Source organism: Streptomyces sp. B3I8 (assembly GCF_030816915.1).
Lineage (GTDB): Bacteria > Actinomycetota > Actinomycetes > Streptomycetales > Streptomycetaceae > Streptomyces.
Genome location: NZ_JAUSYN010000002.1, coordinates 1,581,170 through 1,607,624 on the forward strand (window position 1 = coordinate 1,581,170; position 26,455 = coordinate 1,607,624).

General features: G+C 73.6%; 21 protein-coding genes and 1 pseudogene. 10 read left to right on the forward strand and 12 right to left on the reverse strand.

Features of this window, described 5'->3' with window-relative positions; translation table 11 throughout:
* Positions 1 to 26 precede the first annotated feature (26 nt).
* The 4 genes from QFZ64_RS09315 (at position 27) to QFZ64_RS09330 (ending at position 3,761) form a co-directional block, all read left to right on the forward strand.
* Positions 27 to 929 carry a hypothetical protein gene (locus tag QFZ64_RS09315; protein WP_307064267.1) on the forward strand — a complete coding sequence of 301 codons (903 nt, stop codon included), beginning with the start codon at positions 27 to 29 and terminating at the stop codon, positions 927 to 929.
* Positions 930 to 1,077: 148 nt separating this feature from the next.
* Entirely contained in the window at positions 1,078 to 1,824 is a 747-nt protein-coding gene (locus tag QFZ64_RS09320; protein WP_307064268.1) for an ankyrin repeat domain-containing protein, read from the forward strand.
* Positions 1,825 to 1,923: 99 nt separating this feature from the next.
* On the forward strand, positions 1,924 to 2,763 hold the full coding sequence (locus QFZ64_RS09325; protein ID WP_307064270.1) for a chitosanase: 840 nt from the start codon (positions 1,924 to 1,926) through the stop codon (positions 2,761 to 2,763).
* Positions 2,764 to 2,834: 71 nt separating this feature from the next.
* A complete protein-coding gene (locus tag QFZ64_RS09330) occupies positions 2,835 to 3,761 on the forward strand; it encodes a chitosanase (protein WP_373430570.1) in 927 nt (308 codons plus the stop codon).
* 236 nt (positions 3,762 to 3,997) lie between these two features.
* Here QFZ64_RS09330 and QFZ64_RS09335 read toward each other — a convergent pair whose 3' ends face one another.
* The 3 genes from QFZ64_RS09335 to QFZ64_RS09345 all read right to left on the reverse strand — a co-directional run bounded on the left by QFZ64_RS09335 (position 3,998) and on the right by QFZ64_RS09345 (position 11,391).
* The gene (locus QFZ64_RS09335; protein ID WP_307064274.1) at positions 3,998 to 5,461 is read right to left on the reverse strand and encodes a glutamate synthase subunit beta; all 1,464 of its coding nucleotides are present in this window, start codon (positions 5,459 to 5,461) and stop codon (positions 3,998 to 4,000) included.
* Entirely contained in the window at positions 5,454 to 10,067 is a 4,614-nt protein-coding gene (gene gltB, locus QFZ64_RS09340) for a glutamate synthase large subunit (protein WP_307064276.1), read from the reverse strand. The genes QFZ64_RS09335 and gltB overlap by 8 nt, the downstream gene beginning before the upstream one ends.
* A gap of 592 nt (positions 10,068 to 10,659) precedes the next feature.
* Positions 10,660 to 11,391, reverse strand: a complete 732-nt coding sequence (locus QFZ64_RS09345) for a VIT1/CCC1 transporter family protein (protein ID WP_307064279.1) — start codon at positions 11,389 to 11,391, stop codon at positions 10,660 to 10,662.
* Between the two features lie 544 nt (positions 11,392 to 11,935).
* Between QFZ64_RS09345 and QFZ64_RS09350 the strand changes: the two are divergent.
* The 6 genes and pseudogenes from QFZ64_RS09350 to QFZ64_RS09375 all read left to right on the forward strand — a co-directional run.
* Positions 11,936 to 12,880 (forward strand): annotated as a pseudogene (locus QFZ64_RS09350) (ADP-ribosylglycohydrolase family protein); the annotation flags it as partial.
* Between the two features lie 395 nt (positions 12,881 to 13,275).
* On the forward strand, positions 13,276 to 14,412 hold the full coding sequence (locus QFZ64_RS09355) for an ADP-ribosylglycohydrolase family protein (RefSeq protein WP_307064281.1): 1,137 nt from the start codon (positions 13,276 to 13,278) through the stop codon (positions 14,410 to 14,412).
* A gap of 7 nt (positions 14,413 to 14,419) precedes the next feature.
* On the forward strand, positions 14,420 to 15,607 hold the full coding sequence (locus QFZ64_RS09360) for an ADP-ribosylglycohydrolase family protein (RefSeq protein ID WP_307064284.1): 1,188 nt from the start codon (positions 14,420 to 14,422) through the stop codon (positions 15,605 to 15,607).
* 1 nt (position 15,608) lies between these two features.
* Positions 15,609 to 16,985, forward strand: a complete 1,377-nt coding sequence (locus tag QFZ64_RS09365) for an ADP-ribosylglycohydrolase family protein (RefSeq protein WP_307064286.1) — start codon at positions 15,609 to 15,611, stop codon at positions 16,983 to 16,985.
* Positions 16,982 to 18,232 (forward strand): CaiB/BaiF CoA-transferase family protein, encoded by a 1,251-nt coding sequence (locus QFZ64_RS09370; RefSeq protein WP_307064288.1) that lies wholly within the window; start codon positions 16,982 to 16,984, stop codon positions 18,230 to 18,232. Before QFZ64_RS09365 ends, QFZ64_RS09370 begins: the two co-directional genes overlap by 4 nt.
* A complete protein-coding gene (locus QFZ64_RS09375) occupies positions 18,229 to 19,098 on the forward strand; it encodes a CoA ester lyase (RefSeq protein WP_307064290.1) in 870 nt (289 codons plus the stop codon). Before QFZ64_RS09370 ends, QFZ64_RS09375 begins: the two co-directional genes overlap by 4 nt.
* 102 nt (positions 19,099 to 19,200) lie before the next feature.
* Here the strand turns inward: QFZ64_RS09375 and lgt are convergent, their stop codons facing one another.
* From lgt to QFZ64_RS09415, 9 genes are all read right to left on the reverse strand, one after another.
* Entirely contained in the window at positions 19,201 to 20,289 is a 1,089-nt protein-coding gene (gene lgt, locus QFZ64_RS09380) for a prolipoprotein diacylglyceryl transferase (protein WP_307064291.1), read from the reverse strand.
* 120 nt (positions 20,290 to 20,409) lie between these two features.
* Positions 20,410 to 21,192 (reverse strand): thioredoxin domain-containing protein, encoded by a 783-nt coding sequence (locus tag QFZ64_RS09385; protein ID WP_307064293.1) that lies wholly within the window; start codon positions 21,190 to 21,192, stop codon positions 20,410 to 20,412.
* 106 nt (positions 21,193 to 21,298) lie between these two features.
* A complete protein-coding gene (gene trpA, locus QFZ64_RS09390) occupies positions 21,299 to 22,120 on the reverse strand; it encodes a tryptophan synthase subunit alpha (RefSeq protein ID WP_307064295.1) in 822 nt (273 codons plus the stop codon).
* Positions 22,117 to 23,400: a tryptophan synthase subunit beta gene (trpB, locus tag QFZ64_RS09395; RefSeq protein WP_307064298.1), complete on the reverse strand. Its 1,284-nt coding sequence runs from the start codon at positions 23,398 to 23,400 to the stop codon at positions 22,117 to 22,119. The genes trpA and trpB overlap by 4 nt, the downstream gene beginning before the upstream one ends.
* Positions 23,401 to 23,659: 259 nt before the next feature.
* Positions 23,660 to 23,887, reverse strand: a complete 228-nt coding sequence (gene trpM, locus QFZ64_RS35320) for a tryptophan biosynthesis modulator TrpM (protein WP_373430571.1) — start codon at positions 23,885 to 23,887, stop codon at positions 23,660 to 23,662.
* Between the two features lie 118 nt (positions 23,888 to 24,005).
* Positions 24,006 to 24,815 (reverse strand): indole-3-glycerol phosphate synthase TrpC, encoded by an 810-nt coding sequence (gene trpC / locus QFZ64_RS09400; RefSeq protein WP_307064300.1) that lies wholly within the window; start codon positions 24,813 to 24,815, stop codon positions 24,006 to 24,008.
* Between the two features lie 103 nt (positions 24,816 to 24,918).
* On the reverse strand, positions 24,919 to 25,329 hold the full coding sequence (locus QFZ64_RS09405) for a DUF2752 domain-containing protein (protein ID WP_307064302.1): 411 nt from the start codon (positions 25,327 to 25,329) through the stop codon (positions 24,919 to 24,921).
* Positions 25,330 to 25,478: 149 nt separating this feature from the next.
* The gene (locus tag QFZ64_RS09410; protein ID WP_307064304.1) at positions 25,479 to 25,703 is read right to left on the reverse strand and encodes an HGxxPAAW family protein; all 225 of its coding nucleotides are present in this window, start codon (positions 25,701 to 25,703) and stop codon (positions 25,479 to 25,481) included.
* A 108-nt stretch (positions 25,704 to 25,811) separates the two neighbouring features.
* Entirely contained in the window at positions 25,812 to 26,450 is a 639-nt protein-coding gene (locus QFZ64_RS09415; RefSeq protein WP_307064307.1) for a TIGR02234 family membrane protein, read from the reverse strand.
* Positions 26,451 to 26,455: the final 5 nt, after the last annotated feature.

Here is a 26,455-nt window from a genome sequence, read left to right on the forward strand (position 1 = left end):
GGCCGGCGTCTTCCGGGGGTGCGGACGTGGTGAACGGCGGGCCTGTGGAGCACGGCTTTCCGCATCTGGACACGGTGCGGTCGGCCCTCACCGCGCTGTACCGGCGGCTGTCGTACGACACCGTGCGGACGTTCGAGACGAGCGTGGCGCCCGTGGACGTGGCGTTCGCCGACGGTGACGATCTGCATCTGGGGGCGCAGCGGGTGGCCCGGGAGATGGTGCGTCACTACCGGCTGCCGGACGCCCGGATGATCGTCGGGTTCCGGGAGATGACGCACGCGGCGCAGGTGGAACTGGCGGCCGGCCCCGAGTACTTCATCGAGCTGAACGACCGCTTCCGTACGCACCGCCGGGACATCGGCGCGGCGCTGGCGCACGAGGTGATGCACGTCTATCTGCACCGTCTGGACCTGGCGTTTCCCGGCACGCGGGACAACGAGATCCTCACGGACACGGCGGCGGCCTATCTCGGCGCGGGCTGGCTGCTCCTGGACGCCTACCGGGAGGACGGGGCGTCCTCGCAGAAGCTGGGCTATCTGACGCCGGAGGAGTTCGGGTACGTGGTGGCCAAGCGGGCGCTGGCGTTCGGGGAGGACCCGTCGGTGTGGTTCACCAGTGCGCAGGCGTACACGGCGTACACCCGGGGGCTGACGCGGGCCCGGCAGGACGGGCGGGAGCCGCCGTTGACGGCCGCGGGCTGGGCGGGCCGCCGGCGTTACGCGCACGAGCGTCGGCGCGCACGGGAGCAGGCGGGGGGCGCCGGGCGCGCGCCGGAGGGGGTCGGGTACTCCTTCGCGCCGGGCGGGGAGGGGTCGGTGCGGGTGGCGTTCCCCTGCCCGGTCTGCTTCCAGCGCATCCGGGTGCCCGTACGGGGTCGGACGCGGGCGCGGTGCGGGCTGTGCCGGACGGTGCTGGAGTGCGACACGTAGGCGGCGGGCGGTGGCGCGTAAGGGGGCGGACGGCGGGGCGTGGGAGGTGTGCTCAGGGAGCGGGCGCGGTCGGTGACACGGTGACAGGTGGTGCAGAACACCCCTTTCTTCCTTTGCCCGTGGGCCCTTGGCGCGCGAGGGTCGAAGGATGGACGAGGAAGGGCCGCCGGGTCTGCTCGCGGCGGTGCGCGAAGGGGACGAGGACGCGGTCGTACGGCTGCTGCGGGCCGGCGCGAGCGCGGAGACGGCCGACGAGGACGGGCAGACGGTCCTGTATCTCGCGGCGGTCGCCGACACGCCCGGCATCGTCCGGCTGCTGCTGGCGGCCGGCGCGGACCCGGACCGGCTGAGCGGCGGCACGGACGTGCCGCTGTGCGGGGCGGCGTGCGGCGGGCACGAGCAGGTGGTACGGGCGCTGCTGGCGGTCGGGGCGGCGGTGGATCTGGAGGAGGAGTACGGGTTCCGGGCGCTGACGTGGGCGGTGCGGCTGGGGCATGCCGGGGTGGTCGTGGCGCTGCTCGCAGCCGGGGCGGACCCGGACCGGCCGGGTCCGGGCGGGGAACCGCCGTTGGTGGCGGCGGCGCGGCGGGGGTCGCCCGGTTGCGTGCGGGCACTGCTGGCGGCGGGTGCCGGGGCACGTGAGGAGGCGCTCGCGGAGGCGCGGCGGTGGGTGGCGGCGGATGTCGCCGCCGAGCTGCGGGCGGGGCTGGAGGCGGCGTACGGGGCGGGGCCGGGGTACCGGTACCGGGTGCGGCGGTTCGTGGCGGAGAAGGGGGCGCCGACGGTGGAGGTCACGCTGGCCCGGGACGGCCGTGTGGTGGCGGGCGACGACCGGCAGCTGGGACACGCGGCGATCGTGACGGAGTTGCTGGGGCGGGCACGGGGGAACGGTTGAGCCGGGCGGGGTCCCGCGTCCGGCCGGGGCGCCGGCGGGCCTGGCCACCGCCCGGAGGACCGCCCCGGAGGGCGGCGCGGCGACCGTACGCTGTACCGCATGAAGCGAGTCCGTCACCTGCTGTGGGCGGCCGTGGCCGTGCTGGTCGTGGCCGCGGTGTACGGCCTTGCCCCCGACCCCGGCGACCGGGGCGTGGACGACGGGGCCGGGCAGCGGGGCTCCGGGCACGGGGCGGGGCTGGACTCCCCCGCGAAGAAGGACATCGCCCAGCAGATCGTGGCGAGCGCGGAGAACGCCACGCTGGACTGGCGCAGCGCCTACGGCTACATCGAGGACATCGGCGACGGCCAGGGGTACACCGCCGGGATCATCGGGTTCTGCACGGGCACGCACGATCTGCTGACGCTGGTGCGGACGTACACGGACGACCACCCCGGCAACCGGCTGGCCCGGTACCTCCCCGCGTTGCGCGCGGTGGACGGCACGGACTCGCACGAGGGGCTCGGGAAGCCGTTCACGGCGGCGTGGAAGGCGGAGGCGAAGGTTCCGGCGTTCCGGCGGGCGCAGGACGCGGAGCGGGACCGGGTGTACTTCGATCCGGCGGTGCGGCAGGCGAAGGAGGACGGGCTGGGGGCGCTGGGGCAGTTCATCTATTACGACGCGATCGTCTTCCACGGGCCGGGGAAGGCGCCGGGCAGCTTCGGAGGCATCCGGGCGAAGGCGCTGCGGCGGGCGGACTCTCCGGCGGAGGGCGGGTCGGAGGTGGCGTACCTCGGGGCGTTCCTGGACGTGCGGCGGGCGGCGATGCGGGAGCGGGGGGCGGGGGTGGACACGAGCCGTGTGGACACGGCGCAGCGGGTGTTCCTGCGGGAGGGGAATCTGGCGTTGGAGACGCCGCTGCGGTGGCGGGCGTACGGGGAGCGGTACGAGATTCCTTGACCGGAGGGTTTTCGCCCCGAGGGCGCGCCCCTGGAAGGAACGTTTCGCGGCTGTTCGGTAGATTGCGCCGTATGGGTGGGGAAAAGCGGTCGAAGGCAAGGTCAGGGGCATGGCGGGGATGTCTGTTGGTTCTCGCTGTGCCGGTCGTGGTGGGGGTGGTGCATCTCGTCGCGCCGGACGGCGGGTCGGGGGCTGTGGGGGATGCCTCCGCGTCCGCCTCGGCCGCCGCGCACGAGAGGGAGCGCCGCGCGGACGACGCCGTCGTGGCCGACGCTCCGGCCGGGCTGGCGGCGCCGGCGAAGAAGGAGCTGGCGGAACGTTTCCTCTCCAGTGCGGAGAACTCCACGCTCGACTGGCGCTCGGCGTACGGCTCGATCGAGGACACCGGTGACGGGCACGGCTACACCGCTGGGATCATCGGGTTCTGCACCGGTACCGACGACCTCCTGACGCTGGTGGAGCGGTACACCGAGGATCACCCGGACAACGGGCTCGCCCGCTACCTCCCCGCGCTGCGCGCGGTGAACGGCACCGACTCGCACAAGGGGCTCGACCCCGGTTTCCCCGCCGCCTGGCGGGCCGAGGCCCGGGTCGAGGCGTTCCGCACCGCGCAGGAGGAGGAGCGCGACCGGGTCTACTTCGGCCCGGCGGTCCGGCTGGCGAAGCTCGACGGGCTCGGCACGCTGGGCCGGCTCATCTACTACGACGCGATGGTGCTGCACGGCCCGGGCGTCGACGCGGACGGCTTCTACGGCCTGCGGGACGAGGCGCTGCGCCGGGCGGAACTGCCGTCGGACGGCGGCTCGCGCACGGCGTATCTGAAGGCGTTCCTGGACGTCCGGCGCGAGGCGATCAAGCGGGACGCCGCCGGTGGCGACCACGGCGACACCTCGCGGATCGACACGGCGCTGCGCCGGTTCCTGGACCGCGGCAACCACGATCTGGACACGCCGCTGGTGTGGCGGGTGTACGGCGAGCGCTACCGCGTCGAGCACTGAAATACAGCCTTCGGACACAAGCAACGACGCCCGCCCAGATGTCCGGTCGGGGACGGCAGGGCGGGCGCCGTTCGGGGGGGCCCCGGGGGAACTGCTTCCCCCGGATGTCCCGCCCGTACGCCGTTGTACGGGACGTGTGTGCGATGACCTTACCGCCGGGCCGCCGGGGGCGGTCCCGGCGGGTCACCGGGTTCGGGCGCGGACACCCGGCGGACGGGCGTCCGCGTCGCCGGGCGTCAGACCGTCAGCGAGCGGTCCGTCGGCCGGATCGGCGCGGGCAGGTCGCTCGCGCCGGTCAGGAAACGGTCCGCGCCGCGTGCCGCGGAACGGCCCTCGGCGATGGCCCACACGATGAGCGACTGTCCGCGGCCGGCGTCACCGGCGACGAACACGCCGGGCACGTTGGTGCGGAAGTCGGCGTCGCGGGCGATGTTGCCGCGCTCGTCGAGGTCCAGGCCGAGCTGCTCGATCAGGCCGTTCTGCTTGTCGGGGCCGGTGAAGCCCATGGCGAGGGTGACGAGCTGGGCGGGGATCTTGCGCTCGGTGCCCGGCTTCGGGTTCAGCCTGCCGTCGACGAACTCGACCTCGCTCAGGTGCAGCCACTGCACGTTGCCGTCCTCGTCACCCTCGAAGTGGGTGGTGGAGACGGAGTAGAGCCGGTCGCCGCCCTCCTCGTGGGCGGAGGTGACCTTGTACAGCATCGGGAAGGTCGGCCAGGGCTGGCTGACCGGGTTCCGCTCGGCGCCGGGCTGGGGCATGATCTCCAGCTGCGTCACGGAGGCCGCGCCCTGGCGGTGGGCGGTGCCCACGCAGTCGGCGCCGGTGTCGCCGCCGCCGATGACGACGACGTGCTTGCCCTCGGCGGAGATCGGGGAGGTGACGTAGTCGCCCTCCTGGACCTTGTTCGACAGCGGCAGGTACTCCATCGCCTGGTGGACACCCTTGAGTTCCCGGCCCGGGACGGGCAGGTCGCGGGCGGTGGTGGAGCCGGCGGCGATGACGACGGCGTCGTACCGCTTGCGCAGGTCGTCCGCGGTGATGTCGCGGCCGATCTCGACGCCGGTGCGGAAGCGGGTGCCCTCCGCGCGCATCTGTTCGATGCGGCGGTTGATGTGCCGCTTCTCCATCTTGAACTCGGGGATGCCGTAGCGGAGCAGGCCGCCGATGCGGTCGGCGCGCTCGTAGACGGCGACGGTGTGGCCGGCCCGGGTGAGCTGCTGGGCGGCGGCGAGGCCCGCCGGTCCCGAGCCGATGACGGCGACGGTCTTGCCGGACAGGCGCTCGGGGATCTGCGGCGTGACGTCACCGGTGTCCCACGCCTTGTCGATGATGGAGACCTCGACGTTCTTGATGGTCACGGGCGCCTGGTTGATGCCGAGGACGCACGCCGACTCGCACGGGGCCGGGCAGAGCCGCCCGGTGAACTCCGGGAAGTTGTTGGTGGCGTGCAGCCGCTCGGAGGCGGCCGACCAGTCCTCGCGGTAGGCGAAGTCGTTCCACTCCGGGATCAGGTTCCCCAGCGGGCAGCCGTTGTGGCAGAACGGGATGCCGCAGTCCATGCAGCGGCTTGCCTGCTTGGAGATGATCGGGAGCAGCGAGCCGGGAACGTAGACCTCGTTCCAGTCCCGCACCCGCTCCTCGACGGGGCGGGAACGGGCGACCTCGCGGCCGTGGTTGAGAAAGCCCTTGGGATCAGCCATTGGTCGCCGCCTCCATCATCTTCTCGGTGATCTCGGTCTCGGAGAGACCGGCCCGCTCGGCGGCGTCCTTGGCGGCGAGCACAGCCTGGTAGGTGCTGGGGATGATCTTGCTGAAGCGGGTCACGGCGGTGTCCCACTCGGCGAGGAGCTTGCCGGCCACGGTGGAGCCGGTCTCCTCCTGGTGGCGGCGCACGACCTCGTGCAGCCACTGGCGGTCGGCCTCGTCGAGTTCGTGGACGGCGTCGGCGTTGCCCGCGTTGACGTCGGCCGGGTCGAGGTCGATGACGTAGGCGATGCCGCCGGACATGCCGGCCGCGAAGTTGCGCCCGATGGGTCCGAGGACGACGGCGTGGCCGCCGGTCATGTACTCGCAGCCGTGGTCGCCGACGCCCTCGGAGACGACGAGCGCGCCGGAGTTGCGGACGCAGAACCGCTCGCCGGTGCGGCCGCGCAGGAACAGCTCGCCCCCGGTGGCGCCGTAGGCGAGGGTGTTGCCCGCGATGGTGGAGTACTCGGCGAGGTGGTCGGCGCCCCGGTCGGGGCGGACGATCACGCGGCCGCCGGACAGGCCCTTGCCGACGTAGTCGTTGGCGTCGCCCTCCAGGCGCAGGGTGATGCCGCGCGGCAGGAAGGCGCCGAAGGACTGGCCGGCGGAGCCGGTGAAGGTGATGTCGATGGTGTCGTCGGGCAGGCCGGCGCCGCCGAACTTCTTCGTCACCTCGTGGCCGAGCATCGTGCCGACGGTGCGGTTGATGTTGCGGATGGCGACCTGGGCGCGCACGGGCGCCGCGTCGGTGGCGGCGTCGGCGGCCAGGGCGTCGGCGGCCAGCTTGATGAGCTGGTTGTCGAGCGCCTTCTGCAGTCCGTGGTCCTGGGCGACGATCCGGTGGCGTGCGGCGCCCTCGGGCAGCGCGGGGACGTGGAACAGCGGCGCGAGGTCCAGGCCCTGCGCCTTCCAGTGGTCGACGGCGCGGGTGACGTCGAGCGTCTCGGCGTGGCCGACGGCCTCCTCGATGGAGCGGAAGCCCAGCTCGGCGAGGATCTCGCGGACCTCTTCGGCGATGAACTGGAAGAAGTTGACGATGTACTCGGCCTTGCCGGAGAACCGCTCGCGCAGCACCGGGTTCTGGGTGGCGATGCCGACCGGGCAGGTGTCCAGGTGGCAGACGCGCATCATGACGCAGCCGGAGACGACGAGCGGCGCGGTCGCGAAACCGAACTCCTCGGCGCCCAGCAGTGCGGCGATGACGACGTCGCGGCCGGTCTTGAGCTGGCCGTCGGTCTGCACGACGATGCGGTCGCGCAGGCCGTTGAGCAGCAGCGTCTGCTGGGTCTCGGCGAGGCCGAGCTCCCAGGGGCCGCCCGCGTGCTTGAGGCTCGTCAGCGGCGAGGCGCCGGTGCCGCCGTCGTGGCCGGAGATGAGGACGACGTCGGCGTGGGCCTTGGACACGCCGGCCGCGACCGTGCCGACGCCGACCTCGGAGACCAGCTTCACGTGGATGCGGGCCTTGGGGTTGGCGTTCTTCAGGTCGTGGATGAGCTGGGCGAGGTCCTCGATGGAGTAGATGTCGTGGTGCGGCGGCGGGGAGATGAGGCCCACGCCGGGCGTGGAGTGCCGGGTCCTGGCCACCCACGGGTAGACCTTGTGGCCGGGGAGCTGGCCGCCCTCGCCGGGCTTGGCGCCCTGGGCCATCTTGATCTGGATGTCGTCCGCGTTGACCAGGTACTCGCTGGTGACGCCGAAGCGGCCGGAGGCGACCTGCTTGATCGCCGAGCGGCGCGCCGGGTCGTACAGGCGCTCGGCGTCCTCGCCGCCCTCACCGGTGTTCGACTTGGCGCCGAGCTGGTTCATGGCGATGGCGAGCGTCTCGTGCGCCTCGCGGGAGATCGAGCCGTAGGACATGGCGCCGGTGGAGAACCGCTTGACGATCTCGGAGGCGGGCTCGACCTCGTCGACCGGGATCGGGCTCCGGTCGGAGGTGAAGCCGAACAGGCCGCGCAGCGTCATCAGGCGCTCGGACTGCTCGTTCACCCGGTCCGTGTACTGCTTGAAGACGTCGTAGCGGCCGGTGCGGGTGGAGTGCTGGAGGCGGAAGACCGTCTCCGGGTCGAACAGGTGCGGCTCGCCCTCGCGGCGCCACTGGTACTCGCCGCCGATCTCCAGCGCGCGGTGCGCGGGGGCGATGCCGGTGGCCGGGTAGGCCTTGGCGTGCCGGGCGGCGACCTCCTCGGCGATGACGTCGATGCCGACGCCGCCGATCTTGGTGGTGGTGCCGTTGAAGTACTCGTCCACGAAGGCGTCGTCCAGGCCGACGGCCTCGAAGACCTGGGCGCCCCGGTAGGAGGCGACGGTGGAGATGCCCATCTTGGACATGACCTTCAGGACGCCCTTGCCGAGGGCGTAGATCAGGTTGCGGATGGCCTGTTCGGTCTCGATGCCGGACAGGAAGGTGCCGGCGCGGACCAGGTCCTCGACGGACTCCATCGCCAGGTAGGGGTTGACCGCGGCGGCGCCGTATCCGATGAGCAGGGCGACGTGGTGCACCTCGCGGACGTCGCCGGCCTCGACGAGGAGTCCGACCTGGGTGCGCTGCTTGGTACGGATCAGGTGGTGGTGGACGGCCGAGGTGAGCAGCAGCGAGGGGATCGGCGCGTGCTCGGCGTCGGAGTGCCGGTCGGACAGGACGATCAGGTGGGCGCCGTTGCCGATGGCGGCGTCGGCCTCCGCGCAGATCTCCTCGATGCGGTCGGCCAGTGCCTCGCCGCCGCCGGAGACGCGGAACAGCCCGGAGAGGGTGGCGGCCTTCATGCCGGGCATGTCGCCGTCGGCGTTGATGTGGATGAGCTTGGCCAGCTCGTCGTTGTCGATCACCGGGAAGGGCAGGGTGACGCTGCGGCAGGAGGCCGCGGTGGGCTCCAGCAGGTTGCCGGAGGGGCCGAGCGTGGAGCGCAGCGAGGTGACGAGCTCCTCGCGGATGGCGTCCAGCGGCGGGTTGGTGACCTGCGCGAAGAGCTGGGTGAAGTAGTCGAACAGCAGCCGCGGGCGCTCGGAGAGCGCGGCGATCGGGCTGTCGGTGCCCATGGAGCCGATCGGCTCGGCGCCGGCCTTGGCCATCGGCGCGAGGATGACGCGGAGTTCCTCCTCGGTGTAGCCGAAGGTCTGCTGGCGGCGGGTGACCGAGGCGTGGGTGTGCACGATGTGCTCGCGCTCGGGCAGGTCGGACAGCTCGATCTCGCCGGCCTGGAGCCATTCGGCGTAGGGCTGCTCGGCGGCGAGGGACGCCTTGATCTCGTCGTCCTCGATGATGCGGTGCTCGGCGGTGTCCACCAGGAACATGCGGCCCGGCTGGAGGCGGCCCTTGCGGACCACCCGGGCGGGGTCGATGTCGAGGACGCCGACCTCGGAGCCGAGGACGACGAGGCCGTCGTCGGTGACCCAGTAGCGGCCGGGGCGCAGGCCGTTGCGGTCGAGGACCGCGCCGACCTGGGTGCCGTCGGTGAAGGTGACGCAGGCCGGGCCGTCCCAGGGCTCCATCATCGTGGAGTGGTAGGCGTAGAAGGCGCGGCGGTCGGCGTCCATGGAGGCGTGGTTCTCCCAGGCCTCCGGGATCATCATGAGCACGGAGTGGGGCAGGGAGCGGCCGCCGAGGTGCAGGAGTTCCAGGACCTCGTCGAAGGAGGCGGAGTCGGAGGCGTCCGGGGTACAAACGGGGAACAGTCGTTCGAGGTTCCCGGCGGCGGCCTCGGCGTTTCCGTTGCCGAGGAGCGTCGAGGCGAGCTGGGACTCGCGGGCGCGCATCCAGTTGCGGTTGCCCTTGACCGTGTTGATCTCGCCGTTGTGCGCGACGAAGCGGTAGGGGTGGGCCAGCGGCCAGCTCGGGAAGGTGTTGGTGGAGAACCGGGAGTGCACCAGCGCGATCGCGGAGCCGAAGCGGCGGTCGGACAGGTCCGGGAAGAAGGGTTCGAGCTGGCCGGTGGTCAGCATGCCCTTGTAGACGATGGTCCGCGCGGACAGCGACGGGAAGTAGACGCCCGCCTCACGTTCGGCGCGCTTGCGCAGGGCGAACGCCTTGCGGTCCAGGGCGATGCCCGTCGAGGCCCCGTCGGTGACGAAGACCTGCCGGAAGGCGGGCATGGTGGCGCGGGCGGTGGCGCCGAGCAGTTCGGGGGCGACCGGCACCTCGCGCCAGCCGAGGACGGTCAGGCCCTCCGCGGTGGCGAGGCCCTCGATGCGGGCGACGGCCTCGGCCGTCCCGGTCTCGGGCAGGAAGGCGATGCCCACGGCGTACGCGCCGGCCTCGGGGAGCTCGAATCCGGCCACCTCGCGGAAGAAGGCGTCCGGGACCTGGGACAGGATGCCGGCGCCGTCGCCCGAGTCGGGCTCGGAGCCGGTGGCACCGCGGTGTTCCAGGTTGCGCAGGACGGTGAGCGCCTGCTCGACCAGCGTGTGGCTCGCCTCACCGGTGAGCGTGGCCACGAAGCCGACGCCGCAGGCGTCGTGCTCGTTGCGCGGGTCGTACAAGCCCTGCGCGGCAGGGCGAGCATCCATGAAGGACCAGTTCTGGCCAGTCGTGGAGTGCTGGGACGGCTGGCGCGTCGTACGCATCGGCTCTCCCGTCGTCGTTCTGGCTGGGGTGCGCGTGCCTCCCGCAGTCGACGCGGTCGAATGCGGCCTGTGCGGGAGGTGCGGGTGCCGAGGGACGACGCTGGCCCTCTGCGAGAAGTGCGGCGCGGTGACACCGCGGTGGCACTGCGACAAGTGCACTGCGCCCTGTGTACGGGGACAAGTCCACATGAGCGCAAAATTTCGTGCAGATTACATGATGGAGGGATTCTCGGAAACCGGATACTCCGTTCCATCATGCGGACATCGGGAGGACATCGCGCGGACATCTGTCATGCGGTCGCCGCGGAGCGCGGCGGGGGTACCGCGCGCGACGGCGGGAAGTGGGGACCAGGACGGGCAGATCGGTGACCGGTGGTCCGGTGTGGAGGGCGGTGTCGCCCGGCCCACGGGTGCGGTGGGCTTCATTGCCCACAGCGCGTACGGCTCATGCCCGGTGCCCGACTCGCCGAAACCAGCGGAACGGGCCGGGATTACCGAACAGTAGCGGCTCCTGGCGACTACGTGTGCGGCTGGTTGTGCGGCCACGTACGCCGCGGTTATTTATGCGGCAGACCGCATAAGCCTGCGCAGACTATCCTACGACCCCGCCGAACAGGCTGCCCAGGAGGTAGGTCACACCGGCCGCCGCGCCGCCCACCGCGAGCTGCCGCAGACCGCTGAACCACCAGCTGCGCGCGGTCACCCGGGCCACCACCGCGCCGCACAGGAACAATCCGGCGAGCGCCAGCAGTACCGCGGGCCACATGACCGTGGCGCCCAGCAGGTAGGGCAGGACGGGGAGCAGGGCGCCGAGCGCGAAGGCGCCGAAGGAGGAGACGGCGGCGACCAGCGGGGAGGGCAGGTCGCCGGGGTCGATGCCCAGTTCCTCGCGGGCGTGGATCTCCAGCGCCTGCTCGGGGTCCTGGGAAAGCTGACGGGCCACCTCACGGGCGAGCGCCGGCTCCACGCCCCGCGACTCGTACAGCGCGGCGAGCTCGGCCTCCTCGTCCTTGGGGTGCTTGCGCAGCTCGCGCCGCTCGACGTCCAGCTCGGCCTCGACCAGCTCCCGCTGGGAGGCGACGGAGGTGTACTCGCCGGCCGCCATGGAGAAGGCGCCGGCGGCGAGGCCCGCGAGTCCGGTGAGCACGATCGTGGACCGGCTCAGGTCGCCGCCCGCGACGCCGGTCATCAGCGCGAGGTTGGAGACGAGACCGTCCATCGCACCGAACACCGCGGGGCGCAGCCAGCCGCCGTTGACGTCGCGGTGGGTGTGGTTGTCACGGTGTGCCTCGTGCAGCGCGGCACCGGTCTCGATGACGGCCATGCGGTCCCCCAGGGTGTGTGTGCGAGAAGCTTTCTGGACTGAATCCATACTTCGACAACACCTAAGGTACGCCGTCGATTCCATGGCCGCCAGCAAGGAAAGGCACGCCTAACCTGGGCTTTTGCCGTTCGCGGCATCTCTTCGATCGTACGTCCGGGGGCCGGTCGGGCCCCCGTTCGGGTGCGGTCCGGTGCCTTGGGTGCCGTGCGATGCCGTACGTGCGATGCCGTTCGGTACCGGGCCGGTGGCCCGGCCGGTGCCGGGCCGCGTATTCGACCCGTACCGGGCCGGATGCTCGACCGGGTGACAGCAGGGCACTTCGTGCTCTTGTGAACCGCCGTTCGGGGACAGATCCGCCAGGGGTGTCCACGGACCGCGCTCCCACCGCGGGAGCGGCGTGCGTGCCGTGCCCCGGAAGGAGAGGGCGCCCATGGCTTCCCCCACCCGCACTCCCCCGGACCCGCCCGCGGCCCCGCACCAGGCCCCGCTCCCGGCCGCCACGAGGGTCGGCACGCGACCGGGCCCCGGCAAAACCCTCGACCGCATGCCGCGGGAACTGCGCGACCGGGCCCGGGGCGCGCTGCTCGGGCTGGCCGTCGGGGACGCGCTCGGCGCCCCCGCCGAGAACCTCAAACCGTCCGAGATCCGCGCCCGCTGGGGCCGCGTCACGGGTTACGTCACCGACCACCCGGCCGGCACGGACGACACCGAGTACGCGATGTTCTCCGGGCTCCTGCTGGCCCGGCACGGCTCGGCGCTCACCGTGGCGCACGTCGAGGCCGCCTGGCACCACTGGATCGCGGACCGGGACGAGGGTCCCTTCCGCGGCGCCGGGTTCAGCGAGCGCGGCACGCTGGAGAACCTTCGCCGGGGGCTGGCGGCGCCGATCTCCGCGCAGCACCGGCACGCCTGGAGCGACGGGCTCGCCATGCGGGCCGCGCCCTTCGGGATCTTCGCCGCCGGGCGGCCCGCCGAGGCGGCCCGGCTGGTCGCGATCGACGGCTCGGTCAGCCACGAGGGTGAGGGCATCTACGGCGGCCAGGCGGTGGCGGCCGGTGTCGCGGCGGCGATGGCCGGGGCACCGGTCGGCGCGGTGGTGGCCTCCGCGCTGGCGGTCGTCCCCGACGACTCCTGGACCGCCCGCTCACTGCGCCGCGCGGTGACCGCGGCCCACCGGGGCGAACGCGCGGTCCGCTCCGCGGTGGTCGTCGGCGGCTACCCGTGGACCGACCTCGCCCCCGAGGCGGTCGCCCTCGCCTTCGGCGCGTACGCGGCGGCGGACGGCGAGTTCCGCGAGGCGGTGCTCACGGCCGTCAACATGGGCCGCGACGCCGACACGACGGCGGCGGTGGCGGGCGCGCTGGCCGGCGCCACCAGGGGCACGGCGGCCATCCCCGCCGACTGGGCCGGGGCCATCGGCCCCTCCCGGGGCACCTGCCTGCCCTCGATGCGGGGCCACCACGTACGGGAGGTGGCGGACGCGCTGGTCACGGCGGCGACCCGCGCGGCTCCCCCACCCGCGGGCACCCTCTCCCTCCCGCCGGTGCCCACCGGAGCCGACGACACCCTCACCGCCGCACCACCCGCGCCGACGGCAGCCGGGCCGGGGCTCGACGACACCACCGCCGCACCGGCCACAACACCCGCACCGGCCACACCGGCCACGCCGCCCGCACCGCCCACACCGCCCGCACCACCGGCACCACCCGGACCACCCGCACCACCCGCACCACCCGCACCACCCGCACCACCCGCACCGGCCACGCCGCTCGCACCACCGGTGCCGCACACGCCGCACACGCCGCCCGCACCACCCACCGTCGAAGACCCCGTCGACCACCTCGTTCTCACGGCGTCCGACAAGACCGTCGAGGAGCCCGCCCCATGACCCCCCGTGTCCCCGGCGCCCCGCGTCGCACCGAGGGCCTCCTGCTCGGCCTCGCCGCGGGCGACGCCGCGGGGTGGCCCGCCGCCCGGCACCGGGCCGCCCGCATGCCGGACTGGACCCGCCGCCTCACCCGCGAACTCGACACCTTCGCCGAGCAGAACGCCACCACCACCCTCCCCGTCCCCATCGCCCTGAACCAGCCCCCCGAACCCCTCCGCCTCGGCCCCTCCGACGACGCCGAGTGGGCGGCCTTCACCGCCGAGGCGGTGCTGCGCGCGGGCGACGGCGCCGCCCTCGGCGACCTCACCCACGACCGCCGCATGCGCGCCGCGATCGACCTGTCCTGGAGCGCCGTCGCGGACGAGGTCGCCGCCGCCACGCACCGCGCCCCCGAGGTCGAGTCCGCCCTGCTCCCGCTGCGCGCCCGCATCTCCGTACGGGCCGGTCTCGGCAACCTCGCCGCCGGTCTGCGCCCGCCCGCCACCGGCCACGACAACCCGCACTACTTCGACGACGCCGCCTGCGTACGGGCCTGCGTCCTGGCCGTCGCCCACCCCGGCGAGCCCCGCCGCGCCGCCGACCTCGCCGAGTTCGACGCCCGCTACACCCAGGACGGCGACGGCGTGCACGGCGCCCGCGCCATGGCCGCCGCGCTCTCCCTCGCCCTGGCCGGCGAGGACGTCACCGCGTGCGCCGAGGCCGCCCTCGCGGAACTCCCCACCACGACCGAGATCGGCCGCAACGCCCGCCACGCCCTCGACCTCGCCGCCGCCTGCCCCGACACCTTCACCGTGCTCCCGCTCCTGGAACACAGGATCGTCGACCACGTCTACAGCTACGGCATCGCCGCCGCCGAGACCGTCCCCGTCGCGCTCGCCCTGGCGACGGCGGCCCGCGGGCGGATCGCCGAGGCGGTGCCGGCCGCCGCCTGCCTGTCCCGGGTCGCCGACTCCGCCCCGGCCCTGGCCGGCGCGCTCACCGGCGCGCTCGGCGGCGGCGACGCGATCCCGGACACCTGGCGGGAGGCCTGCCGCACCCTCTCCGGCTGCGCACTCCCCCGGCTCACCGGCACCGACCTCGTACACCTCGCCGAACGCCTGACCTCCACGGAAGCGGCCCCCACAGGTGGATGATTCGGACATGACGCCCACTCTTGACGAACGGATCACCGGCGCCCTGGTCGGCGCGGCCGTCGGCGACGCCCTCGGCGGACCGGTCGAGGGCCACAGCCCCGAGCAGATCACCGAGCGGCACGGCGGCCTGATCCACGGCATCGTCGGCCCCTGGGACGGCGACCGCTGGCGCACCGCCCGCCCCCTCGCCCCGTACCACAAGGGCGACGGCCACGTCACCGACGACACCTTGATGACCCACGCGTTGGTGCGGGTGTACGCCGCCGTCCGTGACCACCTGGACGCGTACGCGGTCGCCGAGCGCCTGGTCCCCGAACTGATCGAACACCCGCGCTGGATCCCGGAACTGGAGGCCGAGGCGCTCCCGTTGCAGCGCGTCTTCCTCGCCGAGAAGTGGCTCGTGGCCCGGCTGCACTACGGCCACGTCGATCCCCGTGAGGCCGGCACCGGCAACATCGTCAACTGCGGGGCGGCGATGTACATGGCCCCGGTCGGACTGGTCAACGCGGCCCACCCGGCGGGCGCGTACGCCGAGGCGCTCGACGTGGCGGGCGCGCACCAGTCGTCGTACGGCAGGGAGGCGGCCGGGGTGTTCGCGGCGGCGGTCGCGGCGGCCTGCGCGCCGGGCGCGACCCCCGGCTCGGTGGTGGCCGCCTGTCTGTCACTGGCGAAGGACGGCACCCGGGCGGCGATCGAGGCGGTGTGCGAAACGGCCGCCCGGTACACGGACTTCGAGTCGGCGCTGCGCCCGCTGCGGCGGGCCGTGGCGCCGTACGACACCGTCGGCCCCGACTACCGCGCCCCCTCGCTCGGCGCCCGCCGCCCCTCGCGGCTGCACGCGATCGAGGAACTGCCCGTCGCGCTGGGGATGCTGGTGGTCTCCGGTGGCGAATACCGGCACGCGGTGCTCGGCTCGGTCAACTACGGCCGGGACTGCGACTCCATCGCCACCATGGCGGGCGCGCTCACGGGCGCGCTGGGCTCGCCCGTGCCGGACGACTGGGCGAAGACGGTCGCCGAAGCGAGCCGCCTGGACCTGACCGCCCCGGCGCGGACCCTCACGGAAGTCGCACGCGAGGTGTTCACGCGGGACGTGGCCCGGCGCCGGGCGCACGAGGCCGCGTTCGAGGCGCTCCTCGGCGGGACGCGGGACGAGGCCGGGTGCGAACGGCTCCTCGACGGGACCGGGGGCTGACATGCTGCGCGTCACCTGGGTCCAGCCGGAGGACCTGCTGGGCCACGAACTCCGCCAGGCGGAACAGGACGGCCGCCGCCCGGAGGCGATCGCGCGCCGCTGGGCGGCGGCGGGCGGCCTCGAAGCCCCGTCGAGGGCGGGCGCGTCCCCTCACCCCGTCTCCCGCTACCTGCGGCTGCTGGCCGAGGACCTGCTGGACGAACTGGCCGACCTGCCCAGCCGACTGGCGGACGACGAGCCGACGGACCTCGCGGCCATCAAGGCCGCCTGCGCGCCGTCCGCGACGATGTCCCCGGCCGGCACCCCGCCCGGTCAGCGGGGGCCCACCCCCGCCGCGCTGGAAGCGGCCTGGCTGGGCCGGGCCGTCGGCTGCCTCCTCGGCAGGCCGGTGGAGAAGCTGCCCCTCACCGTGCTCCGCACGCTCGCCGCCGCCACCGGTAACCGGCCCCTCAGCGCCTACTTCACCGCCCGCGGCCTGCCCCCGGACCTGGCCGCCGCACCGCCGTGGAACCGCCGTGCCGCCGCCACCTCCCTCGCCGAGAACATCGACGGCATGCCCGAGGACGACGACCTCAACTACCCGGTACTCAACCTGCTCCTGCTCCGGCGTCACGGCCGCGCGTTCACCACCGCCGACGTCGCCCGTCTCTGGCTCGACGAACTCCCCGCCGGGCGGACGTTCACCGCCGAACGCGTGGCCTACCGCAACCTGCTCTCCGGCATCGAACCCCCGTCCACCGCCCGCCACCGCAACCCGTTCCGCGAGTGGATCGGCGCCCTCATCCGCGCCGACGTCCACGGCTGGACCAACCCGGGCGACCCGGTGACCGCCGCCGACCAGGCGCACCGCGACGCCACCCTCACGCACACCGCGAACGGCGTCTACGCGGCCATGTTCACCGCCGCCGTCATCGCGGAGGCCGCCACCGGCTCCCACGACGTGCACCACTGCCTGGCCGCCGGCCTGGCCGTCGTCCCGCCCCGCTCCCGGCTCGCCCGCGCCGTCCGGCACGCGAGCGGACTGGCCCGGGAACACACGGACTTCGACACGGTCGTGGACCGGCTGCACGACACGCACGACGGCTGCCACTGGGTGCACGCCGTCCCCAACACCGCGCTGATCGCCGCCGCTCTCACCCACGCGGACGGCGACTTCTCGGCCTCCATCTGCCGCGTGGTCTCGGGCGGTTGGGACACCGACTCCAACGGGGCGACCGTCGGCAGCATCGCCGGCCTGCTCGCGGGCGACCCCGCCGCGCTGCCGGAGCGCTGGACCGCCCCGCTCAAGAACCGGCTCGCCACCTCCTTCGGCGACTTCGACGGCGTCGGCTTCGACACCCTCGCCCAACTCACCCACCGGGAGATCCACCGCCCATGACCGTCTCTCGGAAGCAGGCGCCCCCGCAGGCACCCCCGTCCGCCGGACCGGCCTCCCCCGCCCCGCCGCTGGCCGGCCTGCGCGTCCTCGATCTGGCGACCCTCTTCGCCGGCCCCCTCGCCGCCACCCTGCTCGGCGACTTCGGCGCGGAGGTCGTCAAGGTCGAGCACCCGGCCAAGCCGGACCCCTCCCGCGGCCACGGCCCCGCCAAGGACGGCGTCGGACTGTGGTGGAAGCTGCTCGGCCGCAACAAGCGGACCTGCACCCTCGACCTGTCCACGCCGGGCGGCCGGTCCGTCCTCCTCCGGCTCGCCGCGACCGCGGACGTGATCGTGGAGAACTTCCGCCCCGGCACGCTGGAGAAGTGGGACCTGGGCTGGGAGGAACTGGCCGCCGTCAACCCGCGTCTCGTCCTGGCCCGGGTCACCGCCTTCGGCCAGTTCGGACCGTACGCGCACCGGCCCGGCTTCGGCACGCTCGCCGAGGCGATGAGCGGCTTCGCCGCGATCACCGGCGAGCCGGACGCCCCACCCACACTGCCGCCGTTCGGTCTCGCCGACTCCGTCGCGGGCCTGACCACCGCGTACGCCGTGATGACCGCCCTCGCCGCCCGCGAGCGCACCGGGCGGGGCCAGGTCGTCGACATGGCGATCATCGAGCCGATCCTCACCGTGCTCGGTCCGCAGCCGGTCTGGTACGACCAGCTCGGCTACGTCCAGCCGCGCACCGGCAACCGGTCCACCAACAACGCGCCCCGCAACACCTACCGCACCGCCGACGGCGGCTGGGTCGCCGTCTCCACCTCCGCGCAGTCGGTCGCCGAACGGCTGATGGACCTGGTCGGCCGCCCCGACCTGGCCGCCCGGCCCTGGTTCGCGACCGGTGCGGGGCGGGCCGGGCACGCGGACGAGCTGGACGCGGCGGTCGGCGCGTGGATCGCCGAGCGCACCCGCGACGAGGTGCTCGCGGAGTTCGAGAAGGCGGAGGCGGCCGTCGCCCCCGTGCAGGACGTGCGGGAGGTACTGACCGACCCGCAGTACCAGGCACTCGGTACCTTCGCCACCGTCCCCGACGACCCCGAGCTGGGCGTGCTGCGCATGCAGAACGTGCTGTTCCGGCTCTCCGAGACGCCCGGCGGCATCCGCTGGGCGGGCCGGCCGCACGGCGCCGACACCGACGCGGTCCTCGGCGAGCTGGGCCTGAGCGTGGCCGAGATCGCGGCGCTGCGCGCCGAGGAGGCCGTGTGACCGCCGACGTCCTGCCGCTGACGTGGCTGTACGCGCCCGGCGACCGGCAGGACGTGGTCGGCAAGGCACTGGGCTCGGGGGCGGACGTGGTGCTGATCGACCTGGAGGACGCGGTCGCGCCCGACCGCAAGGAGTACGCCCGTACGGCGACGGCGGACCGGCTGCGGGAGCGGCAGCCGGTGCCGGTGCATGTCCGGGTCAACGCGCTGGACGGGCCGTGGGTGGAGGGCGACCTCAAGGCGCTGTCCGGGCTGCCGGGGGTGTCCGGACTGCGGCTGCCGAAGGTGACCTCGCCCCGCGAGGTGGTGCGGGTCGCCGAGCTGACCGGCCCGGCGCGGGCGGAGGCGAGGACCGGAGCGAGGGCGGACGGCGGCGGTGTCGCGCTGTACGCCCTCCTGGAATCGGCGCTCGGGGTGGAACGCGCGTTCGCCATCGCCTGTGCGCACCCCGCGCTGCGCGGCATCGCGCTGGGCGAGGCGGATCTGCGGGCCGATCTGGGGGTGCGGGAGGACCGGGGCCTGGACTGGTCGCGGTCCCGGGTGGTGGCGGCCGCACGGGCGGCGGGCCTGCCGGCGCCGGTGCAGTCGGTGTACCCGGACGTCCGGGACCTGGAGGGGCTGGCCGCGTCCTGCGCGCACGGCCGCGCCCTGGGATTCCTGGGGCGAGCGGCGATCCATCCGCGTCAGCTGCCGGTGATCGAGCGGGCGTACCTGCCGACGCAGAAGGAGATCGTGGAGGCGGAGCAGATCACGCGGGCGGCCACGGCCACGGCGGGCGCCCAGGCCCTGCCCGACGGTCGCTTCATCGACGCGGCGGTGGTGGCGGTCGCCCACCGCACTCTGACCCTGGCCCGCCGCCGTCGCTGAGCCCCGCGCCCGCCCGCTGTACGTACGGCATACGAGAACCGGGGGCCCCGCACGCGCTCCGTGCGGGGCCCCCGGTTCTCGTCGCGTCCGGTGTGCGCGGGCTCAGCTCTTCTCGGCCGTCGGTGCCGACTTCGAGGAAGCACCGGCCGACGCCTTGCCCTCACCCGCGGCCTTCGGCTTCGCCGCGGCCTCGCCCCGGTCCTCGGCCTTCTCCTCCTCGGTCCTCTCACCCCCGGCGGCCTCCGCCCCGGAGGCGGCCTCCTCGGACTTCACCGCGGCGGCCCCGGTGTCGGCGGCGCCGGCCTTGGCGGCGTCCTTGCTGTCCGTCGAAGTGCCCGTCGAGGCGCCCTCCGTGCCCGGCTCCCCGGGCACGTCCGCCCCCGGCTCCACGATCTCCTCGCGGCCCGGCCGCTTCCGCGCCGAGACGATCATGTACGTCACGGCGAGCAGGAAGACCACCAGCGCGGTCCAGTCGTTGAGCCGCAGGCCGAGGATGTGGTGGGCGTCGTCGACCCGCATGTACTCGATCCAGGCGCGGCCCACGCAGTACGCCGCGACGTACAGGGCGAACGCCCGGCCGTGGCCCAGCGTGAAGCGCCGGTCGGCCCAGATGACCAGCAGCGCGACGCCGATGCACCACAGCGACTCGTACAGGAACGTCGGGTGGTAGTAGCCCGGTACCCGGCCGCCCGTGGAGGAGGTGATGTGCAGCGCCCACGGCACGTGGGTCTCCCGGCCGTACAGCTCCTGGTTGAACCAGTTGCCCCAGCGTCCGAGCGCCTGCGCGACGGCGATGCCCGGCGCGATGGTGTCGGCATAGGCCGGCAGGGGGATGCCCCGGCGCCGACAGCCGATCCAGGCACCGACGGCGCCGAGGGCGATGGCACCCCAGATACCGAGGCCGCCCTCCCAGATCTTGAAGGCGCCCACCCAGTCGCGGCCCGCGCTGAAGTACAGCTCGTAGTCCGTGATGACGTGGTAGAGCCGTCCGCCGACGAGGCCGAACGGCACGGCCCACACCGCGATGTCGGCCACCGTGCCGGTCCGGCCGCCGCGGGCGATCCAGCGCTTGTTGCCGAGCCAGACGGCCACGAAGACGCCGATGATGATGCAGAACGCGTAGCCGCGCAGCGGAATGGGGCCGAGGTGCAGCACTCCGCGGGACGGGCTGGGAATGTAGGCAAGGTACATGGCAGGGTCGACGCTACCGTGCCGGACCTGTGGCACGGCAACCCGCCGGGCTACGGGTCCATAACGTACGCCTCGGTAACCGTGCCCCGGGGCGACACCCGGGTGCCGTCCTCTCCCCGGTCACTTCTTGTTCGCCGCCTCGACCATCTGCTTCAGCTTCGCCGGGCTCATGGAGCGGTCCTCGACGAGGTTCTTGCCGTCGAAGAGAACAGTGGGCGTGCCGCCGAAGCCCCCGTGCTGGAAGGCGGCGTTCGACTTGTCCACCCAGGTGTTGTGCGTGCCGCCCTCGACGCAGGAACGGAACGCCGGGGTGTCCAGCCCTCCGGCCTGCTTGGCCAGGTCGATCAGCTTGCCGTCGTCCGCGAACGCGTCGTCCATCTCCTGCGGCTGGTTGTCGTAGAGCACGTCGTGGTACGCGGTGAATCTCCGCGCGTCCTGGGCGCAGGCGGCCGCGTTGGCCGCGTGGCGCGAGCCGCTGCCGTGGGTGTTGCCGTCGATGAGGGTGACCAGGTGGTACTGGACCTTGAGCTGGCCGGCGTCGACCAGCTGGTGGATCGTCGAGCGGTAGGTCTTCTCGAAGGCCTGGCAGGCCGGGCAGCGGAAGTCCTCCCAGATGGTGAGGGCCGCACCGGCGGAGTCCTTGCCGACAGGGACGGCCAGCGCGTCCTTGCCGACGGCCCCGGAGGGAGCGACCGCAGGGCCGGAGGAATCGCTCTTGTCCTCCTTGCCGGAGTTCGCGGCCAGGACGCCGCCGACGGCCGCGAGGCCCAGCACACAGATCACCGCGGCTCCGATGATCAGCGTACGGCGGCGCCGGTCGGCGGCCTTCTGCTTCTCGCGCTCGTCCGCCAGCCGCTGCCGGGCGGTGCGCCTTCCCTCACGGTCACGGTTTTTCTCGCTCACACCCGGCAAACGAACCGGGGAGGCGCAGCGCGCCTCCCCGGTCCCAGGTCCACCCGTTCGAGTGAGCGGGTGTTGCTGTGTTTACCACCGGGAGGGTCGCCGGTGTTTACCGTCGTGCCTCGCGGACGCCGGCCGCGAGCTCGCCCGCCAGCTCCCGTACGGCCCTCAGCCCCGCCGTCTCGTCCGGCGCGTCCAGCATCCGCTTCACGAACGCCGAACCGACGATCACACCGTCGGCGAAGCCGGCCACCTCGGCGGCCTGGGCGGCGTTCGAGACGCCGAGGCCGACACAGACGGGCAGGTCGGAGCGGGCGGCGCGGGTCCGCTCCACCAGGTCCTGCGCCTGCGCGCCCACCGACTCACGGGTGCCGGTGACGCCCATCAGCGAGGCCGCGTACACAAAGCCGCTGCCGGCCTCCGTGATCTCGGCGAGCCGGGCGTCCTTGCTGCTGGGCGCCACCACGAAGACGGTCGCGAGACCGTGCTTCCCGGCGTGCTCCCGCCACAGCGCCGACTCCTGCACCGGCAGGTCGGGCAGGATGCAGCCCGCGCCGCCCGCCTCGGCGAGCTCGGCGGTGAACCGCTCGACGCCGTAGCGGTCGATCGGGTTCCAGTAGGTCATGACGAGGACGGGCTTGCCGGTGGCGGCGTGCGCCTCCCTCACCGTCCGCATGACGTCCGCGATCCGCACCCCGCCGCGCAGGGCGATGTCGTCGGCGGTCTGGATGACGGGGCCGTCCAGGACGGGGTCACTGTGCGGCAGGCCGACCTCGACGACGTCGGCGCCACCGTCGAAGACCTCCTTGATGGCGGCGATGCCGCCGTCCACCGTGGGGAACCCGGCCGGGAGGTAGGCGATGAGCGCGGCCCTGCCCTCCGCCTCGGCGGCGGCGAGGGTGTCGGTCAGGAGTTGGATCTTGCCGCTCACTTGGCGTCCCCCTCGATCTCCGCGATGTCGGCGGCGTCGGCAGCCACCTCGGCGTCGGTGTCGTACAGCCCGAAGTACCGGGCGGCGGTGTCCATGTCCTTGTCGCCGCGGCCGGAGAGGTTGACCAGGATCAGCCCGTCCGGGCCCAGCTCCCGGCCGACCTCCAGGGCGCCGGCCAGGGCGTGGGCGCTCTCGATGGCCGGGATGATGCCCTCGGTGCGCGACAGCAGGCGCAGCGCCTGCATGGCGGCGTCGTCGGTGACCGCGCGGTACTCGCCGCGGCCGCTGTCCTTGAGGTACGCGTGCTCGGGGCCGATGCCGGGGTAGTCCAGGCCGGCCGAGATCGAGTAAGGCTCGGTGATCTGGCCCTCCTCGTCCTGGAGCACGTACGACCGCGAGCCGTGCAGGATGCCGGGCTCGCCGGCGGTGAGGGTGGCCGCGTGCTCGCCGGTCCCGATGCCGTGCCCTGCCGGTTCGCAGCCGATCAGGCGTACGTCCTCGTCCGGGATGAACGCGTGGAAGAGGCCGATGGCGTTGGAACCGCCGCCGACGCAGGCCACGGCGGCGTCGGGCAGCCGTCCGGCGCGCTCCAGGAGCTGGCGGCGGGCCTCGACGCCGATCACCCGGTGGAAGTCGCGGACCATGGCCGGGAAGGGGTGCGGTCCGGCGACGGTGCCGAACAGGTAGTGGGTGCGGTCGACGTTGGCGACCCAGTCGCGGAACGCCTCGTTGATGGCGTCCTTCAGGGTGCGGCTGCCCGACTTCACGGCGACGACCTCGGCGCCGAGCATCCGCATCCGGGCCACGTTCAAGGCCTGGCGCCGGGTGTCGATCTCGCCCATGTAGATGGTGCACTCGAGCCCGAACAGCGCGCAGGCGGTGGCGGTGGCGACGCCGTGCTGGCCGGCGCCGGTCTCGGCGATGACCCGGGTCTTGCCCATGCGCTTGGTGAGCAGGGCCTGGCCGAGCACGTTGTTGATCTTGTGCGAGCCGGTGTGGTTGAGGTCCTCGCGCTTGAGGAAGACGCGGGCGCCCCCGGCGTGCTCGGCGAACCGGGGCACCTCGGTCAGGGCGCTGGGCCGGCCGGTGTAGTCGGCCATCAGCGCGTCGAGCTCGCGGGCGAACTCGGGGTCGGACTTCGCCTTGTCGTACTCGACGGCGACCTCGTCCACGGCGGCGACGAGGGCCTCCGGGATGAACTTGCCGCCGAACGCGCCGAAGTAGCCCGCGGCGCTCGGGACGTGACCCTCCGGGTCGGGGATGAAGAACTCGCTGGACATGGAATACCTCGTGGGCGCAGGCCCTGGGGTCGTGTTTCCGGACGGGGATGTACGGGTGGGTACGCGCGGTCACCCCGCGGCTCGAGCCGCGTGGGTCGTCGGGCGGATGTGGGGTCGCGTAGTGGGGTCGCGTCGTGGCGTGGCGGGCCCTTGAGAGGGGCGCGGGACGTGTCCTTCCGCGACTCGGCCGCGTGGACGCGGACAGCCCCCACCGGCCCGCAGCCGGACCACATGGCCCGTCGAACCGACGGACGGCCGACTACCGCACGGAAACGCGAACGGTTCCGTCGGTCCGGCTCGGCCCACCGCGGGTGACCAGGGTGACGGGCCATCGCATCCCGTTCACCTGCCCCGGCTCGGCCCCGATGACGTACCGCACCCGGCGCCCGTGCACCCGCCGCGCGGGCGCCCGGCAGCCGCGCGGCCGGCATCCGCGGGCGAGGCGGGCATAGGGATCCCTGGTCGCCGAGGTGTACGAGGAAGACATCGCGGCCAACTCTACCGGCGTACGGCCGTCCGGGTGACCGCACGGCGCCGGGGCCCCCGGGCGCGGTACGGGCGCCCCGGCCCGTCGCGCGCCCACGGGCACCGGCACCCGGATCACGTCAGCCGCGCCCGTGCCGCAGCGCGGGGTGCGCGCCGGCGGCGACCAGGTCGGAGACCGCCGTCTTCGGGTCCCGTCCGGTGACGAGGGACTCGCCCACCAGCACCGCGTCGGCGCCCGCGTTGGCGTACGCGATCAGGTCGTGCGGGCCGCGCACGCCCGACTCGGCCACCTTGACGACGTTCTCGGGGAGCTCGGGGGCGACCCGGTCGAAGGTGCCCCGGTCGACGCTGAGGGTCTTGAGATTGCGCGCGTTGACGCCGATCACCTGGGCGCCCGCGTCGACCGCCCGCTCGGCCTCCTCCTCGTCGTGCACCTCGACGAGCGGGGTGAGACCGAGGGAGACGGCACGCTCGATCAGCGATTCCAGGGCCGGCTGCTCCAGGGCGGCCACGATCAGCAGCACCAGGTCGGCGCCATAGGCCCGGGCCTCCCACAGCTGGTACGACGTGACGACGAAGTCCTTGCGCAGGATCGGGATGTCGACGCGCGCCCGGACCGCCTCCAGGTCGGCGAGCGAACCGCCGAAGCGGCGCTGCTCGGTGAGGACGGAGATGACGGACGCGCCGCCCGCCTCGTAGTCGGCAGCCAGTCCGGCGGGGTCGGCGATCGCGGCGAGCGCGCCCTTGGACGGGCTGGATCGCTTGACCTCGCAGATCACCTTGACACCGTCGCCGCGCAGTGCGGCGAGCCCGTCCTTGGCCGCAGGAGCCTTCGCCGCGCGCTCCTTCAGCTCGTCGAGGCTGACGCGCGCCTGCCGCTCCGCGAGGTCGGCACGGACTCCGTCGATGATCTCGTCGAGCACACTCACGCGAGCGGCCCCCTTCCTACCGGTTGATGCTGAGCCGATGGCCCTTGTGATGGTATCCGGAGGAACCCGTGGTCCTCGCATCCGGCCGGGCCGGTCCCCGTGATCAAGGGTGGAGCCAGCCGCCGGAGGGCAGGTTCCGGACCACCGTGAAGACCAGCAGCAGCGCGCCGCCGGCCCACAGCGGGACCGCGCCGAGTTCGACGCGCGGGGGGCGCCCGGTGAGAGAACGGACCACCCAGACGGTCCACAGCACGGCGAAGGCCAGGAAGCCGGCGACGGCGAGGACGTTGTCGGTGAGCGCGGTGGCGAGGTCGCCGTGGGCGAGGGCGTGGGCGCTGCGGAGGCCTCCGCAGCCCGGGCAGTACAGGCCGGTGACGCGGAGGAGGGGGCAGGCGGGGTAGTGGCCCGGCTCGTTGGGGTCGACGGCGGCGACGTAGGCGAAGGCGGTGGCGACGACCGCGAGGATCGCGGCGGGCACGGCCGACGCCCGGAGCTGAACGTTCACCCCCGGCATTCTGCCCGGCCGGAACGTTTCCCGCCCCCGCGCCCCTGATCAGGGCGCGGGGAACCGCGCGATCTTTTCAGGGGGTCCGGGGGGGGCGGAGCCCCACGGGGACGGGAAGGGCGGGGGCGGCGGGGGCGAGAGGAACCCGTAGGACTCGCTCAGGCGTGGGTCTCGTGGGCCGGGTGCGTGTGCTTCGGCTGGCCGAGGCCCATCATGCGCATGATCCCGCCGACGACTCCGCCCAGGAGGATGAGCGCCATGCCCGCCCAGAAACCCGCCGGCTGAGCCGCGACCATGAACACCCCCGCGACGCAGAACCCGATGAAGGTGATGATGACACCGGTCCAGGCGGCCGGGGTGTGACCGTGGCTGCTGCCCGCCATGACTTGCTCCTCGTTGCTGTGTGCGTAGGTGAGCCGAACGCTCCGCGTTCCATTCTTCCGCACCGGCGTGGACGCCGTGAGCCCGGGGGTCGTCCGCCGGGCGGCCCGCTACGCCCCTGTCGGGTCCTCGCCCCGGTCCAGCGCACGCCACAGGTCCTCGGGGCGGTCCGGGTCGACCGGACGGGTCCGACGCGGCCGGGGTGTGCCGTCGCGTTCGTAGCGGCCGGACATCGCGGGCCACAGCCGGCCGTAGCGCAGCGCGAGCAGTCCGGCGAGCAGCAGGAGCGCGCCGCCGAAGGCCGCGATGTACGGCCAGGCCGTATGGGTGAGCGCCGCCGCGGTGGCGGAGGTGTCCCCGGAGGTCTGGGCGGCCTGCTCGTCGAGGGCGGAGCTGTCGCCGACGCCGAGCAGTGCCGCCGCGATGGTGCCGGCGCCGGAGAGCGCGAGCAGCGCGGAGACCAGGTAGCGGCCGGTACGGCGCACTGCGAAGACGGCGACGAGCGCGGCGAGCCCGACCACGGCGAGGGCCGCGGGGACGCCGGTGACATCGCTGCCCTTGACATGCAGCGGGAGGGTTCCTCCGGGCACCACGACGGTGCCGGAGGACCAGCCCTGCCGGGTGGAGAGCAGGGCCACGGCGGCGCCGAGCGCCCCGCTCAGCAGGGCGGTGGCGAGGCTGCGGCGGCCGGACCGGGCCGACGCGGGCTCCTCGGCGGAGGGATGAGGTAGGGCAGTCACGTACTCCACTATCA

What these genes read in the sequence shown, in the direction of transcription:
- QFZ64_RS09355 (WP_307064281.1), top strand. Translation starts at nt 13,276, where the DNA reads ATGACCCCCCGTGTCCCCGGCGCCCCGCGTCGCACCGAGGGCCTCCTG.
- trpM (WP_373430571.1), bottom strand. Translation starts at nt 23,887, where the DNA reads ATGTCTTCCTCGTACACCTCGGCGACCAGGGATCCCTATGCCCGCCTC.
- QFZ64_RS09360 (WP_307064284.1), top strand. Translation starts at nt 14,420, where the DNA reads ATGACGCCCACTCTTGACGAACGGATCACCGGCGCCCTGGTCGGCGCG.
- QFZ64_RS09410 (WP_307064304.1), bottom strand. Translation starts at nt 25,703, where the DNA reads ATGGCGGGCAGCAGCCACGGTCACACCCCGGCCGCCTGGACCGGTGTC.
- gltB (WP_307064276.1), bottom strand. Translation starts at nt 10,067, where the DNA reads ATGCGTACGACGCGCCAGCCGTCCCAGCACTCCACGACTGGCCAGAAC.
- QFZ64_RS09370 (WP_307064288.1), top strand. Translation starts at nt 16,982, where the DNA reads ATGACCGTCTCTCGGAAGCAGGCGCCCCCGCAGGCACCCCCGTCCGCC.
- QFZ64_RS09345 (WP_307064279.1), bottom strand. Translation starts at nt 11,391, where the DNA reads ATGGCCGTCATCGAGACCGGTGCCGCGCTGCACGAGGCACACCGTGAC.
- trpB (WP_307064298.1), bottom strand. Translation starts at nt 23,400, where the DNA reads ATGTCCAGCGAGTTCTTCATCCCCGACCCGGAGGGTCACGTCCCGAGC.
- QFZ64_RS09335 (WP_307064274.1), bottom strand. Translation starts at nt 5,461, where the DNA reads ATGGCTGATCCCAAGGGCTTTCTCAACCACGGCCGCGAGGTCGCCCGT.
- QFZ64_RS09325 (WP_307064270.1), top strand. Translation starts at nt 1,924, where the DNA reads ATGAAGCGAGTCCGTCACCTGCTGTGGGCGGCCGTGGCCGTGCTGGTC.
- QFZ64_RS09320 (WP_307064268.1), top strand. Translation starts at nt 1,078, where the DNA reads ATGGACGAGGAAGGGCCGCCGGGTCTGCTCGCGGCGGTGCGCGAAGGG.
- QFZ64_RS09405 (WP_307064302.1), bottom strand. Translation starts at nt 25,329, where the DNA reads ATGCCGGGGGTGAACGTTCAGCTCCGGGCGTCGGCCGTGCCCGCCGCG.
- QFZ64_RS09330 (WP_373430570.1), top strand. Translation starts at nt 2,835, where the DNA reads ATGGGTGGGGAAAAGCGGTCGAAGGCAAGGTCAGGGGCATGGCGGGGA.
- QFZ64_RS09365 (WP_307064286.1), top strand. Translation starts at nt 15,609, where the DNA reads ATGCTGCGCGTCACCTGGGTCCAGCCGGAGGACCTGCTGGGCCACGAA.
- lgt (WP_307064291.1), bottom strand. Translation starts at nt 20,289, where the DNA reads ATGTACCTTGCCTACATTCCCAGCCCGTCCCGCGGAGTGCTGCACCTC.